This is a genomic window from Burkholderia plantarii (assembly GCF_001411805.1).
Classification (GTDB): domain Bacteria; phylum Pseudomonadota; class Gammaproteobacteria; order Burkholderiales; family Burkholderiaceae; genus Burkholderia; species Burkholderia plantarii.
In genome coordinates this window covers 994793-1009901 of the sequence record NZ_CP007213.1, presented here as the reverse complement: position 1 = coordinate 1009901, position 15109 = coordinate 994793, and the positions used below count along the sequence as shown (strand labels likewise).

17 protein-coding genes are annotated in these 15109 nt (G+C 71.6%); 5 read left to right on the top strand and 12 right to left on the bottom strand.

Features of this window, described 5'->3' with window-relative positions; all coding sequences use genetic code 11:
- Window positions 1-129 precede the first annotated feature (129 nt).
- Genes bpln_RS21750 through bpln_RS21730 form a run of 5 tightly spaced genes read right to left on the bottom strand, consistent with a single transcriptional unit; the run spans window position 130 to window position 3608 of the window.
- Window positions 130-1104: a tetratricopeptide repeat protein gene (locus bpln_RS21750; protein ID WP_055139970.1), complete on the bottom strand. Its 975-nt coding sequence runs from the start codon at window positions 1102-1104 to the stop codon at window positions 130-132.
- Window positions 1105-1135: 31 nt separating this feature from the next.
- Window positions 1136-2056, bottom strand: a complete 921-nt coding sequence (locus tag bpln_RS21745) for a HesA/MoeB/ThiF family protein (protein WP_055139969.1) — start codon at window positions 2054-2056, stop codon at window positions 1136-1138.
- A complete protein-coding gene (locus tag bpln_RS21740; protein WP_042627370.1) occupies window positions 2049-2510 on the bottom strand; it encodes a hypothetical protein in 462 nt (153 codons plus the stop codon). Before bpln_RS21740 ends, bpln_RS21745 begins: the two co-directional genes overlap by 8 nt.
- 22 nt (window positions 2511-2532) lie before the next feature.
- Complete coding sequence (locus bpln_RS21735; protein WP_055139968.1) at window positions 2533-2712, bottom strand: hypothetical protein; 180 nt, start codon at window positions 2710-2712, stop codon at window positions 2533-2535.
- An 11-nt stretch (window positions 2713-2723) separates the two neighbouring features.
- Window positions 2724-3608, bottom strand: coding sequence for a Mov34/MPN/PAD-1 family protein (locus bpln_RS21730; protein WP_042627368.1), 885 nt, complete (start codon window positions 3606-3608; stop codon window positions 2724-2726).
- 27 nt (window positions 3609-3635) lie between these two features.
- Here bpln_RS21730 and bpln_RS36800 point away from each other — a divergent pair, with 27 nt between their 5' ends.
- From bpln_RS36800 to bpln_RS21715, 3 genes are all read left to right on the top strand, one after another.
- A complete protein-coding gene (locus bpln_RS36800; protein WP_055139967.1) occupies window positions 3636-3857 on the top strand; it encodes a hypothetical protein in 222 nt (73 codons plus the stop codon).
- Between the two features lie 95 nt (window positions 3858-3952).
- Window positions 3953-4780, top strand: coding sequence for a DinB family protein (locus bpln_RS21720; RefSeq protein WP_055139966.1), 828 nt, complete (start codon window positions 3953-3955; stop codon window positions 4778-4780).
- On the top strand, window positions 4777-5526 hold the full coding sequence (locus tag bpln_RS21715) for an alpha/beta fold hydrolase (RefSeq protein WP_055139965.1): 750 nt from the start codon (window positions 4777-4779) through the stop codon (window positions 5524-5526). Before bpln_RS21720 ends, bpln_RS21715 begins: the two co-directional genes overlap by 4 nt.
- Before the next feature lie 67 nt (window positions 5527-5593).
- Here bpln_RS21715 and rhaS read toward each other — a convergent pair whose 3' ends face one another.
- From rhaS to rhaM, 6 genes are all read right to left on the bottom strand, one after another.
- A complete protein-coding gene (gene rhaS, locus bpln_RS21710; RefSeq protein ID WP_042627364.1) occupies window positions 5594-6619 on the bottom strand; it encodes a rhamnose ABC transporter substrate-binding protein in 1026 nt (341 codons plus the stop codon).
- Window positions 6620-6728: 109 nt separating this feature from the next.
- The gene (locus bpln_RS21705) at window positions 6729-7727 is read right to left on the bottom strand and encodes an ABC transporter permease (protein ID WP_042627363.1); all 999 of its coding nucleotides are present in this window, start codon (window positions 7725-7727) and stop codon (window positions 6729-6731) included.
- Window positions 7720-8745 carry an ABC transporter permease gene (locus bpln_RS21700; protein WP_055139964.1) on the bottom strand — a complete coding sequence of 342 codons (1026 nt, stop codon included), beginning with the start codon at window positions 8743-8745 and terminating at the stop codon, window positions 7720-7722. The genes bpln_RS21705 and bpln_RS21700 overlap by 8 nt, the downstream gene beginning before the upstream one ends.
- A 17-nt stretch (window positions 8746-8762) precedes the next feature.
- Window positions 8763-10307: a sugar ABC transporter ATP-binding protein gene (locus tag bpln_RS21695; RefSeq protein WP_244132021.1), complete on the bottom strand. Its 1545-nt coding sequence runs from the start codon at window positions 10305-10307 to the stop codon at window positions 8763-8765.
- A gap of 62 nt (window positions 10308-10369) precedes the next feature.
- Entirely contained in the window at window positions 10370-11257 is an 888-nt protein-coding gene (locus bpln_RS21690) for an amidohydrolase family protein (RefSeq protein WP_042627361.1), read from the bottom strand.
- A gap of 13 nt (window positions 11258-11270) precedes the next feature.
- Entirely contained in the window at window positions 11271-11588 is a 318-nt protein-coding gene (gene rhaM, locus bpln_RS21685; RefSeq protein WP_042629304.1) for an L-rhamnose mutarotase, read from the bottom strand.
- Window positions 11589-11720: 132 nt separating this feature from the next.
- Between rhaM and bpln_RS21680 the strand changes: the two genes are divergently transcribed.
- A complete protein-coding gene (locus bpln_RS21680; protein WP_042627360.1) occupies window positions 11721-12719 on the top strand; it encodes a LysR family transcriptional regulator in 999 nt (332 codons plus the stop codon).
- Here bpln_RS21680 and bpln_RS21675 read toward each other — a convergent pair.
- Entirely contained in the window at window positions 12706-13488 is a 783-nt protein-coding gene (locus tag bpln_RS21675) for an L-rhamnose 1-dehydrogenase Lra1 (protein WP_055141166.1), read from the bottom strand. The genes bpln_RS21680 and bpln_RS21675 overlap by 14 nt on opposite strands.
- 295 nt (window positions 13489-13783) lie before the next feature.
- On the opposite strand from bpln_RS21675, the gene bpln_RS21670 reads away from it, so the two are divergent.
- Window positions 13784-15094, top strand: a complete 1311-nt coding sequence (locus bpln_RS21670; RefSeq protein WP_055139963.1) for an MFS transporter — start codon at window positions 13784-13786, stop codon at window positions 15092-15094.
- Window positions 15095-15109 lie beyond the last annotated feature (15 nt).

Here is a 15109-nt window from a genome sequence, read left to right as displayed (position 1 = left end):
TTGCCGTCGATGCGGCTTCCATGAAAGGCGAATCCTTCCGCGAAATCAATGCACGCTTTCACCATGCCGATGCGCGTTCGCGGAACGACGCCGCACGCAGGCGACGATATCGGTACGAGTCCGCCCCCGCTACCACCGCACCGGCAATCCGCACTCCGGCGCGTCCGACAGCGAGCGTTCGCGCACGCGCGCGAGCATCGCCTCGGTCGCGTCGCGCAGGCGGCTGCCGTAGGTCCTCGCGGTCGCCTGCACGGCCGACACGCAGCGCAGCCGCACGTCCGAAGCCAGCGCCAGCGTCACGTACATGGCGCCGCGCGCGCCGGCCGCGTCGCCGTTCGCCGCCTCGATCGCGGCCAGCGTGGTCCAGTCGGCCGTCCGCCCGCTCTTGCCGTCGGCGCGCGGCACGGCCAGCGCGTATAGCGCGTAGAGGCGCGCCTCGCCGACGCGTCCGGTCCGGTAGGCGTAGAGCGCGAGGTTGCCGGCCACCTCGCCGTCCAGCGGATCGGCTTCCAGCGCCTTGCGCTGGATCTCGTAGGCGGCCTGCGCATCGCCGCGCCCGTTGAACGCGGCGATCGCGTCCTGGTTCAGCGCGCGTGCCGCCTTGCGGTCACGCTGCCAGCGATAGCGCGAGAAATCGATCGAGCGCCCCGCCTGCCGCGCCGCCTCGGCGATCGCGGCCTGATCGCCGGTGCGGGCCAGCGCGAGCACGCGGGCGATGTCGGGGTCCGCGTCGCGCGCCACCGCCTCGATCGACAAGGGCGGCCGGGCGGCGGCGCCTGCATGATCCGGCCGGGCCCGAGGCGCCGGCGCGACCGAAGCCGGATTGGCTGCCTGCCGGGGCGCCGGCCGCAGCGTCGCCACGAACCGCCGGATCTCGGCGCCGCCGAACGACGGCGAATGCAGCGGCCGATGCGCGAGGAACCACGCCGCGGCCCCGGCCAGCATCAACGCGGCCAGCACCAGCAAGGTCGTCAGCAGCGCGCGCCAGGTCCGGCCGTTCAGCAGCGCCGCGAACCATCGCGCGCCGGCGCGCTCGGCATCCTCGGCACGCGCGGACGCGTCGTCGCCGACGGTTTTCCGGAGCGTTTCGAGGTCGATCGCCATTCAGTGTCGCCGGATCGGAACCGTGCCGCGTTCAGAACGGCGGCTGGCGAAACCCGGGCTCGCCGCAGCGGGGGCAGTCGGCGCGCCGCGTGGTCTGCAGCCAGAGCGACTGGAACGCGTACTGGCCGATGGCGTCGGCGTGCGTGTGCGGAAACAGGTAGTAATCGGGCTCCATGGCCAGCATCAGGTAATGCACGCCTTCGCGCAGCTTGCCGCGCATGAAGCGTGCGATGCCGCCGCCTTCGCCGCCATCCGCCCCGTCCGCGCCGCACAGCATCGACAGCGCGATCTTCACGGCGGCGTTGCAGACGAAGTGGATGTCGGAGCCGAGCGCGACCTGCGGCTTCAGCTTGTTGGTGCCGTAGTCGCGCTCGCGCTGCACCGGCGCGCCCGTCACCACGTCGCCGAGCGTCTCGCGCACGCCGCCGGTGGCGCAGCCCATGCAGGGCGTATGCGCCGGGTCCACGGCGATCACCTCGCCGCCGCCCGCGCCGCGGTAGAGGCCGACGAACACGACGGGCTTCGGCAGCGCGTAGCAGTAGCGATCGACGATGCCGGTCGCGGTCGGATCGTCGAGCGCCGAGACCACCAGGTCGACGCCGCCGAGCAACTCGCGCAAGCGCGGGCGCAGCGTTTGCACCTCGCTCGCGCAGCCCTGCACGGCGATGTCGGGGAAGATCCCGCGCAGATGCCGGGCCAGCGCCTCGACCTTCGGCGCGCCGACGTCGGCGTGGCCGTACACGGTGCGCGTGAGGTTGCGCCACTCGACGTGGTCGGGATCGATCAGCAGGAAATGGCCGACACCGGCGCGCGCCAGCTCGTCGGCCACGAACGAGCCCACCGAGCCGCAGCCGACGATCGCCACGCGCTTGCCGGCGATGCCGTCGGGCACCACGCCGGCCAGGCGGTCGAACCAGCTCGGATCGCGCGGCGGCGGCGGCGGTTCAGCCACGCCGGCCGCCGGTCGGCTTCAGCACCGCGTCGCCGGCATAGGCCTCGCCTTCCTCGTTGTTCGCGGAGAACGGGAATTCCGACGGCTGGCCGACCTCGCGCGAGCGGATCATCACGGCCATGCCCTCGGCCCACAGGCAGCTCTTCGCGAACGCTTCGCGCAGCGTGCGGCGCGTGCGCATGGAGGCGCCGCCCAGGCAGATCACGCCGTCCGGAAAGATATGGCCGACGTGGATGTTCTGCCACGCCTTCTCGATGGTCGGCGAGACGAGCTGCGCGCAATAGCCGGGAATGTCCTCGTCCGCGCAGAAATACAGCGAGATCGTGAACACCACCTGCAGCTCGGTATCCTTCGTGAAGGTCCAGACGTCCTGGTCGCCGATCCGGTGGTAGACGGTATTGGTCGGAAGAAACCGGGCGACGTCCGCGCGGTCCTGTTCGTAGCGTGTCGACATGGGCTGGCTCCGGGCGCCGCCCTCAGGCGAACACTTCCGACGGCACGATGGTGGTGCGCTCGGCGCTGCGCGCATCGACCGGCATGATGACCTTGCCGTCGCGATCCACCACCACCTGGGCGGCGGGATTGATCGGCAGCGATTCGGCGCGGGTCTGATTCGCGAGCACGGTGGCGCGCAGTGCGTTCAGATCGGTTCCCATTTCGAACTCCCTCAGGTGGCGTGTGACGGCCGTGCCGGCGCGGCGCGCGGCGGCTCGGAGCGTGGCGCCGGGCCGCTGGCGTCCCGACCACCCATCGCAGCGTACAGGAGCGCCGCCGTTCGTTCAACGGACGCATCGGCATCGGCCATGCCGTCCCATTCGATCGCGAGACTGCGGGTGGCGCCCTCGTGCTGGTAAAGCACGAGCGGCGCGACGACCGGATAGCCGAGCCCGACGAAATACATGAACTCGCGCTGCGCCGGCCCGCTGCAGACGAGCCCGACCAGCTGCGAGCCGGCGATCTCCAGATGCTGCAGCTTGCGGTTGCAGGCCAGCGCGAGGCCGCCGCGCGCGAGGCCGGCGAGCAGCCGCTCGACGTGCGCGAGGATCGGCAGCACGTGCAGCGGCTCCTCGACGATCGTCACGGCGTCGCGCCGGACGTCGCCGGGACGCGCCGCGGCGCTGCCGCGTTCGGCGCGATACCAATGGAGAAACGACGGCGCCGCGCCCGGTTCCGGATCCGGCGCCGGTTCCGGTGCCCGCGAGCGCGGCAGCGACTGGACGATCGGCAGCGCCATCGCCGCGACATGCGGGTTCTTGGCGAAGAAGCTCAGCACGGTCCGCTCGTCGCCGGCCGAGGGCCGCACGAGGCCACGCGGGTGGGAATGGACGATGCCCTTGAACTGCAGCCCGGCCTCGCGCTCGACCACCGCCACGTTGGCGATCAGCCGGTCCGACGGCACGTAGCTGACGGCGCTGGTCCGCGCGTCGAAGTCGTATTCGAAATGGGTGACCATCGGGTAGTGGCGCGGCCCGTAGAGGGCGCCGCCGCGCTCGGGCCGATGGGAGGCGATGTGCTCCCGGATTTCCTGACAGACCAGATCGGTGACGATCATAGCGGCATACCTGCGAACGCGATCGACGTGGACGGCGGCATCGCGAACGCACGCGCCGCGACGAAGACCGCGCGCGACGCCCGGCGCGGTGCCGCCGAGCATACCGCCGCGCCGGCGGCGCTGTCCACCCGGCGGCGCGCGAGCGCCCCGGCCCGCGCGCCGCCGCCGCGCGCATTGATTCGCGAAACAGCGTGGAATCACGACGCCGGCGCGCGATTATCGCCATTCCCGCGCATGCCGGATCGTTAATTTCATAACAAAAAACCGCAAGGCACCCGATGCCTTGACCGCCCGCGCCGCGCTAACGTATCGTCGTGCGACGTTAAGGCAATGCGTCCCGATCCATGCACTCCCGCTTTGACCGCTTCCGCGCCACGCCGATCGGAACGCAACTCGAAGCCCTGATCGACCTTCCCGGGCGCTACCCGGAATACGCGGCGCTGTCGCGCGTCGGCATGGCCGCGATCGCGGCGGTGGCCGACGAAATCGCCGGGAAATATCCCGAGATCGAAACCGATACGACCGCCCGGCAGTTCTGCGGCGCGATGGTGGCCGACGTGATGCGCCGCCACGGTCACGAACTCGTGCGGGCGCGCGGACGCGTCGGCGGCCGGCTGTTCAGCTATGGCGCCGTGTTCAGCGCGCGTCCGGTGGTGCCGCCGTTCCCGCGCGTGATCGAGGAACTGGCCGCGATGCCGGGCCGGCTCGCCGAACACGCGGCGCGCATTCCGCGCGCGCAGTGGACGCGCCGCCCCGATGGCACCGGCTTCTCGTTCGTCGAGCACGTCTGCCATCTGCGCGATTTCGATGCGGTGTCCGCGCGGCGGATCGAGGCGATCCGGCGCGAGCGGCTGCCCGTGATCGCCGCGGTCGACGGGCTCGCCATCGCGCAGGCGCGCCGCTATCCCGACCAGAGCCCGGGCGAGGCCTGCGAGGCGTTCCGTCAGGCGCGGCGGCGCCTGTGCCTGGTGCTGCGGCGGCTCGGCGCCGCGCAGCTCGAACGCTGCGGGCTGCACGACGGGATCCGGCGCGTCAGCCTGGAGGAACTCGTGCGCGAGCTGCTCGACCACGACCGCACGCATTGCCTCGAACTCGACGAACTGCGCGACGCACTCGGCGCCGAGCACGCCGCGTCCCTTCACCCTCATTCACCCGCGAGACGATCCGCATGAGCCACCGGCCCCCCGTCATCCTCGTCCAGGGCTTCATCGGCAGCTTCGATGCGATCGCCTTCGACACCCCCGACCGGCGCCATGCCGCGCCGGACCTGCTCGGCTACGGCGCCTACCGGCACGTGCCGTTCGAGGCCATCTCGCTGCCCGAGCAGGTCGAGCACATCCGCGCGTTCATCGCCGCGCGCACCGACGCGCCCACCGTCGACCTGGTCGGCCACTCGACCGGCGGCGCGATCGCGATGCTGTTCGCGCATGCCTATCCCGACCGCGTGCGCCGGATCGTCAACGTGGAAGGCAACTTCACGCTCGACGACGCGTTCTGGTCCGCGCCGGTGGCGCACATGACGCCGGACGAGGCGGACGCGCGGCTCGCGTCGCTGCGCGCCGATCCGGCCGGCTGGCTGCGCGGCGTGATCCGCGACGCGACGCCGGCGATGGTCGACACCGCCGCGCGCTGGCTCGACCATCAGCCGGCCTCGACGCTGCGCGCGATGGGGCAGTCGGTGATCGCGGTGACCGGCAACGCCGGCTACGCGCGCAAGCTCCGGCAGGTGTTCCAGCGCCACCCGGTGTACCTGCTGTCGGGCGAGCGTTCGCACGACAGCTGGCATCTCCCGGGCTGGGCCGTCGAGCTGTGCGCGGGCCGCGAGGCGCTCGCGGGCTGCGGGCACCTGATGATGCTCGAGGCGCCCGCGGCGTTCGCGGCCGCGGTCGAAGGCTTCCTGAGCCGCCCCGAGGCCTGACGGTCGATACCTCATGTCCCGCGCCTTGGGCCCGACGCGTCGCCTGCGCGCCGGGCGCGGACCCGGTTCAGAAGTTGAACTGGTCGATGTTCGACGCATCGAACGTGGCGGGCGGCCCGAGGATCACCTCGCCGCGCTTGCCGACGGTGCGGCGGCCGAGCTTGCCGGCCTCGAACGATTCGCCTTCCTTGCCGGTGATGGTGCCCGAGGCCAGGTTGGCGGCGGCATAGGCGGCCAGGTAGCCGAGCTGGCCCGGATCCCACAGCTGGAACGCCTTGACGGTGCCGTTCTTCACGAACGCGCGCATCTGGTTCGGCGTGCCGAGCCCGGTCACCGCCACCTTGCCCTTGCTCGACGAGGTCGAGATGTAGCGCGCGGCGGCCACGATCCCCACCGAGGTCGGCGCGACGATCGCCTTCAGGTCCGGATACGCCTGCAGCAGGCCCTGCGTCTCGACGAACGATTTCTGGTCGTCGTCGTTGCCGTAGGCGATCTTCACGAGCTTGAGCTTCGCGTACTCGGGCTTCTTCAGTTCCTCCTGCATCCAGCGGATCCAGGTGTTCTGGTTGGTCGCGTTCGGCGTGGCCGAGAGGATCGCGAACTCGCCCTCGCCGCCCGTCAGCTTCGCGAGCAGCTGGATCTGGCCGCGCCCGATGCTCTCGGCGTTGGCCTGGTTGACGAAGATCTGGCGGCCCTCCGGCGCCGTGTCCGAATCGAACGTGACGACCTTCACGCCCTGCGCCATCGCGCGCTTCAGGTACGGCACCAGCGCGTTGGGATCGTTGGCGGCGATCACGATCGCGTTCTGCCGCTGGGTGGTGAGCGTGTTCACGTACTGCACCTGCGAGGACGCGCCCGCGTCGGACGGGCCGACCACCTTGCCCTGCCCCTTCAGCTCCTTGATCGCGGCCATCCCGCCCTCGTCGGCGATCACCTCGTAGGGGTTGTTGATCTGCTTGGGTACGAACGCGATCTTGAGATCGGGCTCGAGGCCGGCCGCGTCCGCCGTGCCGACCACGGCGAACGACGAGGCGAGCCCGGCCAGCGTGACGAACACCGCCGCCGTCGCGGTCCTGCGTAAGGATCGATGCATGCTGCGTCTCCAGGTTACGGGCCGGGGCGTGGGCCCGGCCGTGTTGATATGCGTGAATGCATGGATGCGGCCGAGGCGTCGCGATTCGCGATGCGCGCGGGCGCCACGTTCAGCGTGCCATCGCGCGGTGCCGCAGCCGGCGCGCGTGCCACCGCGAGGCGAGGTTCGGGATCAGCACCGACGACAGCAGCAGCACGCCCGTGACGATCGTGAGCGCCTCGCTCGACACGTCCACCAGCGTCAGCGCGTTCTTCAGCACGCCGACGATCAAGAGCGACAGCAGCACGCCGTACAGCGAGCCGCGCCCGCCGAAGATACTCACGCCGCCGAACAGCACGGCCGCGATCACGGCCAGCTCGAAGCCCTCGCCGTTGTCGCCGCGCGCGCTGGTGAAGCGCAGCGTGTAGACCACCCCGGCCAGCGCGCTCATGAAGCCCGACATCACGAACAGGCGCAGCTTGATGCGCGCCACGGCGATGCCCGAGAACGTGGCGGCGGCCGGGTTCGAGCCGATCGCGTAGAGCGCGCGGCCGAACGCGCTGGCCTGCAGCAGCACGGTGCAGAGCACGGCCGCCACGATCACGATCACGAACGGCTGCGGCAGGAAGCTGCCCGCCACGGTGTCCATCCCGAACGCCGTGTAGCCGGGCGGGAAATCGGCGATCGCCTGGTCGCCGAGCAGCACGTAGGCGAGGCCGCGAAACAGCGCGAGCGTGCCGATCGTCACGGCCAGCGACGGCAGCTGCAGCCGCACGATCACCCAGCCGTTGAACAGCCCCGCGAGCGTGCCGGCCGCCAGCACCAGCGCGATCACGAGCGGCATCGGCAGGCCGAGGTGCCAGAGCACGCCCATCAGCGCGCTCGACGCGCCGAGGATCGACGCCACCGACAGGTCGATCTCGCCCGTCACGATGATCAGCGTCATGGTCAGCGCCATCAGCGAGATCTCGCCGATGTCGAGCAGCAGGTTGGCGAGATTCGCCGCGTCGAGGAACACCGGCGAGAGCAGCCGCCCGAGCGCGAGCGAGGCGATCAGGATCAGCACCAGCAGCCCTTCCCAGCCCGGGGCGAAGGCGCGCCGCGCCGGGGTCGATTTCGCGTCAGCCATGGTCGCGTTTCCTCATCATGCGTTTGGCGATCGAGCGGGCCAGCAGCGTGTCGGCCGCCACCGCGGCGACGATCAGCGCGCCCTGGATCGCCTGTTCCCAGAACGGCGAGACGTGCAGCACCGCCAGCGCGATGCTGATCACGCCGAGCACCAGCGCGCCGAGCGTGGCGCCGAGGATGGTGCCCACGCCGCCGTTGATGGCGACGCTGCCCACCACGGCCGCGGCCACCACCTGCAGCTCGATGCCCTTGCCGGTGCTCGCGTCGGCGGTGCCGAAGCGCGCCAGCCACAGCGCGCCGGCCAGCCCCGCGAGCGCGCCGGAGATCAGGAAGCCGGCCAGCACGCGGCGGTCGACGCGAATCCCGGCGAGCCGCGCGGCCTCCGGGTTCGAGCCGATCGCGTAGTGCTCGCGGCCGGCCCGGTAGCGCCTCAGGTAGACCGACAGGCCGGCCAGCAGCAGCGCCGTGATCAGCACCAGCACCGGCACGCCGGCCAGCGAGCCGGTGGCGAGCCGCGAATAGGCGTCGGGCAGGCTGGAGGCGGTGATCTGGCCGCCGTGGACCCAGGCGTAGTCGGCGCCGCGCAGGATGTAGAGCATCGCCAGCGTGGCGACCAGCGAGGGCACGCGCCCCCAGGCCACCAGCAGCCCGTTCACGCAGCCGGCGCCGAGCCCGATCGCGAGCCCGGCGGCCAGCGCGAGCGGCACCGGCAGCTGCGGGAACGCCACGTAGAGGCTGCCCACGCCGTAGGCGCCGAGCCCCACCACCGAGCCGATCGACAGGTCGATGTGGCGCATCAGCATCACGATCGTCATGCCGGCCGTGAGCAGGCTCACGATCGACACGTTCAGCAGCACGTCGCGCAGGTTCTGCAGGTTCAGGAACTGCGGGCGCGCGAGCGCGGTGCCGCCGATCAGCAGCAGCAGCACCACGGCGAGCGTCGTCTCGCGGCTCTTCGCGATCACGGCGAGCGCGGCCGCGCCCGCGCGCGGCTTGCGGGTGTCGTCGGCAGGATTCATCACGGGGGTTCCGGTGGTCATGCGGCACGCTCCATCGAGACGTCGTGGCCGCCGAGCGCGGCGTGCATGATGCGTTCCTCGGTGGCCTCGGCGCGCGCGATGTCGGCGCGGATCCGCCCTTCGTGCATCACCAGCACGCGATCGGCCATGCCGAGCACCTCGGGCAGCTCGCTCGAGATCATCAGCACCGCCATGCCCTGCCCGACGAGGTCGGCGAGCACGCCGTACACCTCGGCCTTGGCGCCCACGTCGATGCCGCGCGTGGGCTCGTCGATGATCAGCACGTCGGGGCCGGTGGCGAGCCACTTGCCGAGCACCACCTTCTGCTGGTTGCCGCCCGACAGCGTGCCCGCCGGCGCGCGCAGGTCGCCCGCCTTGAGCCGCAGCCGCGCGCCCCATTCGCCGGCCAGCGCCAGCTCGCGCGCGGCCGACACGAGCCCGAAGCGCGCCAGGCGCCCCAGCACCGTCATCGAGGCGTTGCGCGCGATGCTCAGTTCGAGCGCGAGGCCCTGCTCGCGGCGGTCCTCGGGCACCATCGCGAGCCCGGCGCGCACCGCGTCGCCCGGGCGGCCCGGCGCGAGCCGCCTGCCCGACACCACGATCTCGCCCGCGTCGAGCGGATCGATGCCGAAGATCGCGCGCGCCACCTCGCTGCGCCCGGCGCCCACCAGCCCGGCCAGCGCGACGATCTCGCCCGCGTGGACCTCGAAGCCGACGTCCTTGAACACGCCGGTGCGCGAGAGGCCGCGCACCGCGAGCCGCACCGCGCCGCGCTCGACCTCGGCCTTCGGGTAGAACGTCTCGAGATCGCGGCCCACCATGGTGGCGACGATCGCGGCGGTGTCGAGCGTGGCGGTGGGCGCGTCGAACACCTTCGCGCCGTCGCGCATGATCGTGACGTGGCGCGTCAGCGCGAACACTTCCTCGAGCCGGTGCGTGATGAACAGCACCGCCGCGCCGCGTCCGGCCAGCGTGCGCACGATCGCGAACAGCCGCTCCACCTCGGGCCGCGACAGCGCGGCGGTGGGCTCGTCCATGACCAGCACGTTGGCCTCCAGCGACAGCGCCTTGGCGATCTCGATCACCTGCTGGTCGGCGATCGAGAGCCCGCGTACCGGCCGGCGCGGGTTCAGCTTCACGCCGAGCGAGCCGAGCAGCGCGGCGACGCTCGCGAACATCGCGTCGTAGTCGATGCGGCCGAGCCGGTCGAGCGGCTGGCGGCCCATGTAGATGTTCTCGGCGATCGACAGGTCGAAGAACAGCGTCGGCTCCTGGTAGATCACCGCGATGCCGGCCGCGCGCGCGTCGGACGGCGTGGCGAAGCGGCGCTCGCGGCCGTCCACGCGCAGCACGCCGGTATCGGGCGCGTGGACGCCGGCCAGGATCTTCACGAGCGTCGACTTGCCGGCGCCGTTCTCGCCGAGCAGCGCGTGGACCTCGCCCGCGCGCAGCACGAGTTCGCCGCCGACCAGCGCGCGCACCGCGCCGAACGACTTGCTCGCGCCGCGCAGTTCGAGGCGCGGCGCGGCCGCCTCCGCAGCCGCCTGTTCAGGTATCGCCAAGATCGTCTCCTTCCAGTTGTCGGGGCCGCGCCATCGCCATCGCCCGATCGTGCCGGGCGCCGCTAGATCCGGTAGAACCGTTCCGCGTTGCCGGCGAACAGCTGCCGGCGCTCGTCCTCGCTCGCGCCGCCGACGATGCGCGCATAGGCGCGCCACAGTTCGCCGTAGCCGCCGAACAGCCGGTCCACCGGGAAGTTCGACGCGAACATCGAGCGCGCCACGCCGAACGCGTCGATCGTCTCGAGTACGTAGGGCCGCAGGCTCTCGACGGTCCACGCATGGTCGAACATCGCGAGGCCGCTGATCTTGACGGCCACGTTCGGGCACGCGGCCAGCTCGCGCAGGCCCTCGCGCCAGGCGCGGTAGCCGGCCGGCGCGTCGCGGTCGACGAACATGCCGGCATGGTTCAGCACGATCGCGACCTCGGGATGCGCGCGCGCGAGCCGCGCCGCCTCGGGCATCTGCGACGGATACAGCTGCAGGTCGAACGACAGCCCGTAGCGCGCGAGCAGCGGGAACTGCCGCAGCCAGGCGGGATCGCGCAGATAGTGGCGGCCCACGTAGTCGTAAAGCGGATCGGCGTGGACGTTGAGGATCTGGCGGATGCCGCGCACGTTCGCGAAGCCGGCATGCACGGCGAGCGTCGCCTCCACGTCGGGCGCCGACAGGTCGGCCGCCGCGACGATCGCATGCGGCCAGCCCGGCGCCGACTGCGCCAGCGACTGCAGCCAGCGCGTCTCGTCCACCGGCCGCGCCGGATCGAAATTGGCCTCGACGTGGACCACCTTCGCGATCTCGATGTCGCCGGCGTCGCGCCGCAGGTCGGCCGGCAGGTAATCGTGCGCGAGCTCGCGCGCGTCGCCGACGAACGAGGTGCCGGGCTTCGCGAGCCACGGGTAATCACCGGTGCCGGGGCGCCAGAAATGGATGTGCGGATCGACCACTCGCATCGTCGGCCTCGGCTCAGGGCAGGTGGAACATCGGCGCGAGCGGCACCTGCTCGGGCGCGCCGTCGGCGCCGGTCGGCATCAGGTCCGCCATGTGATCCCACCATTTGCGCATCACCGCGTCGCTGGCGAGCTGCGCCATGCGGTGGTCCGGCTCGCGCTCGAGCACCGCGAACAGATGATGGGTGGCCTCGTCGAGGAAGATCCGGTAATCGCGGATGCCGGCCGCGCGCAGCGTCGCGACGAGCTCCGGCCAGATCTCGCGATGGCGGCGCTCGTAGTCGTCGCGCCGGCCCGGATTGAGCCGCATCCGGAAAGCGATCGTCTCCGTCATCGTGTCTCCGTCGTTCTCGGTATGAATGTCGTCGCGGCTGCGCACCACGAGATGCAGCGACTATAAACGGCTCCCGATAGCCAACCAATCCGTTATCATCATTGGGCGATCCAGAAAACGAATCACCCGCCCATGACCCTGCCCACCACGGCGTCGTCGCTCGTCAACCGGTTGAAACTCAAGCACCTCGCGCTGCTCGTCGCGCTCGACGACTGCCGCAACGTGCATCAGGCCGCGAGCGAGATCAACGTCGCGCAGCCGAGCGCGAGCCGCATGCTTGGCGACATCGAGGATGCGTTCGGCTTCCGCCTGTTCGAAAGGAATGCGAAGGGTATGGCGCCCACCGCGCTCGGCCAGTCGGTGCTCGCCTACGCACGGCGCGCGCTGTCCGACCTCACGCGCTTCGCCGAGGATCTCGACGTGAAGCGGCGCGGCGGCCACGGGCACCTGACGGTCGGCGCGATCATGGGCGCCGCGCCCGACGTGCTGGCGCTGGCGGTGGCCTCGCTGAAGACGGTGCGCCCGCTGCTGTCGGTGCGCATCCTCGGCGAGACCAGCGACCAGATCGTGCAATTGCTGTACCGCCGCGAGGTCGATCTCGCGCTCGGGCGCCTCACCAACGCCCTGCAGCACAACGATTTCAGCTTCGAGCCGATCGCGGCCGAAACGCTCGTGCTGGTGGCGCGCGCGCAGCATCCGCTGGCCGCGCGCGAGCGCGTCACGCTCGACGAGCTCGCGCCATGGCCGTGGGTCGCGCAGCCGGTGTCGAGCCCGGCGCGCGTGCTGCTGGAGAGCGAATTCGCGCGCGCGCGGCTCGCCACGCCGGCCAACCTGACCGAATGCGGCTCGATCTTCGCCACGCTGCAGCTGGTCGAGACCTTCGACGCGATCGCGATGCTGCCCGAATCGGTGGTGCGCGATCACGTGAAGGCGAAGCTGCTGGTGGCGCTGCCGATCGAGATCGGCAAGCGGCTGCCCGGCTACGGCATCCTCACGCGCCGCGACGAGCCGCTCTCGGAGGCCGCCGAATATTTCATCGGCTTGCTGCGGCGCTTCTCCGATCCGGCCGTGGACGCCGCATTCGATGGTCCCGCCGGCCCCGACCCCGCCGCCACGCTCATTGCAGGTTGACGAACAGGCCGCCGTCCACCAGCAGCGCCGCGCCCGTCACGTAGCGCGCGCGGTCCGAAGCGAGGAACACCACGCAGTCGGCCACCTCGTCGGGCGCGCCGAGCCGGCCGAGCGGAATCCGCTTTTCCATGCGGGCGCGCTTGTCGGGGTCGGCCAGATCGTCGGCGTTCAGGTCGGTGGCGATGGTGCCCGGCATCACCGAATTGCAGCGGATGCCGTAAGGGCCGAGCGCGATCGCGCACGACTGCATCAGCGAATGCACGCCGGCCTTGGTCGGTGTGTAGTGGGTCTGCATGCCGCCGCCCACCAGCGCGCTGATCGAACTGGTCGCCACGATCGCGCCGCCCGTGCCCTGCTCGCGCATCTGCCGCGCCACCGCCTGCGTGACGTAGAACGCGCCGTTCAGGTTCACGCCGACGGTGCGCTCCAGCACCGCCGGCGGCATGTCGAGAAACGCATGGAACGGGCAGATGCCGGCGTTGCTGGCCAGCACGTCCACGCGGCCGAACGCGCCCACCGCGCGCCGCACCAGCTCGGCGCCGGTGCCCGGCTGCGCCACGTTGCCCTCCACCGCGATCGCGCGCCGCCCGGCGCGCTCGATCTGGGCGATCACTTCGTCGACGGCCGAGCCCCGGCCGTACGACGCATCGTTGTCGCCCCAGTAGTTGATCACGACGTGGGCGCCCTCGAGCGCGCTGGCCACGGCGATCGCGCGGCCGATGCCGCGCGAGCCGCCCGTGACGATCACCACCTTGTCCTCTAGCAGCACCTGAGCCTCCTGGTTCCTGTCATGCGCCGACCATACGCCGGCGCGCCCCGCGGCGCGGGCCGCCGGCATCCGCGCCCAATATAGGCGCGGCGTGCGCGCGCGAACAATCCGGAAACGACATGGCGCGATCTGCATTCCGGATCGCCCGCGCTTCGATCCGGAAAACGTATCGCACGCATCGATTTTGGTATTGGTCACGCATCGCCGCGGTGATTACAGTGCTGCTAGCCGTTCGCGGCGTGGCGCTCGCCTGCCTCGCACCACGCCGCCGCGCACACGACGATGGAGACGATGGATGGACGACCCGGCAACCCCGCTCGGCGAGGCGATGGCGCGCGTGACGCGCCGCCTGCTGCCGTTCCTGCTGCTGATGTACGTGATGGCGTTCCTCGATCGCGCCAACGTCGGCTTCGCGAAGACGCAGTTCCAGCTCGACACGGGCCTGTCCGACGCGGCCTACGCGTTCGGCGCGGGGATCTTCTTCGTCGGCTATGCGCTGCTGGAAGTGCCGAGCAACCTGATGCTCGAACGCGTGGGCGCGCGGCGCTGGATGTGCCGGATCATGGTGAGCTGGGGCCTCGTCTCGGCCGGCACCGCGCTGGTCCACGGCGAGACCTCGTTCTACCTGCTGCGCCTGCTGCTCGGCATCGCCGAGGCGGGCTTCTTCCCCGGCGTGATCCTTTACCTCACCTACTGGTTTCCGCGGCGCGCGCGCGGCAAGGCGCTCGGCCTGTTCTACTTCGGCGCGCCGATCGCGTTCGTGGTGGGCTCGCCGCTGTCGGGGCTGCTGCTCGACCTGCACGGGCTGGGCGGCCTGCGCGGCTGGCAATGGCTGTTCCTCGTCGAGGGCGGGCTGGCGAGCGCGGTGGGCGTGGCCGCCTGGTTCGTGCTCGACGACCGGCCGCGCGACGCGCGCTGGCTCGCCCCCGCGCAGCGCGAGGCGCTCGCCGCCGCGCTGGCCGCCGAGGACCAGGCGCGCGCGGCCCACGGCCCCGCCTCGATTCGCGGCGCGCTGGCCGACCGCCAGGTGTGGTACCTGAGCGCCGTGTACCTGCTGATCCAGATGAGCGTGTACGGCGTGGTGTTCTACCTGCCCTCGCAGGTCGCGCAGCTGATGGGCCGGCAGATCGGCTTCACGGTGGGGCTGGTGGCCGCGCTGCCGTGGCTCGCCGCGATCGTCGCCGCGTGGCTGGTGCCGGCCTGGGCCGACCGCCACGGCCGCCATCGCGCGATCGCGGCCGTCACGCTGGTCGTGAGCGCGGCCGGCATCGCCGCCTCGGTGGCGAGCGCCCATCCGGCGCTCTCGCTCGTCGCGCTCTGCTTCGCGGCGGCCGGCTTCATCGCCGTGCAGCCGGTGTTCTGGGTGCTGCCCGCCGCGACGCTGCGCGGCAGCGCGGCGGCGGCCGGCTTCGGCCTGATCAACTCGTTCGGCGCGCTCGGCGGCTTCGTCGCGCCGAACCTGAAGCACGCGGCCGAGGCCGCGTTCCATTCCCCGTCGGCCGGGCTCTACACGCTCGCGGGCACGACCCTCGTGGCCGCGCTGCTGATCGCGCGCGGCCGGCGCGAGCCGCGCGGCGGCCGCCGCGCGCAGCCGCGCTACTCGTGAGCGCCGCGCTTCGTT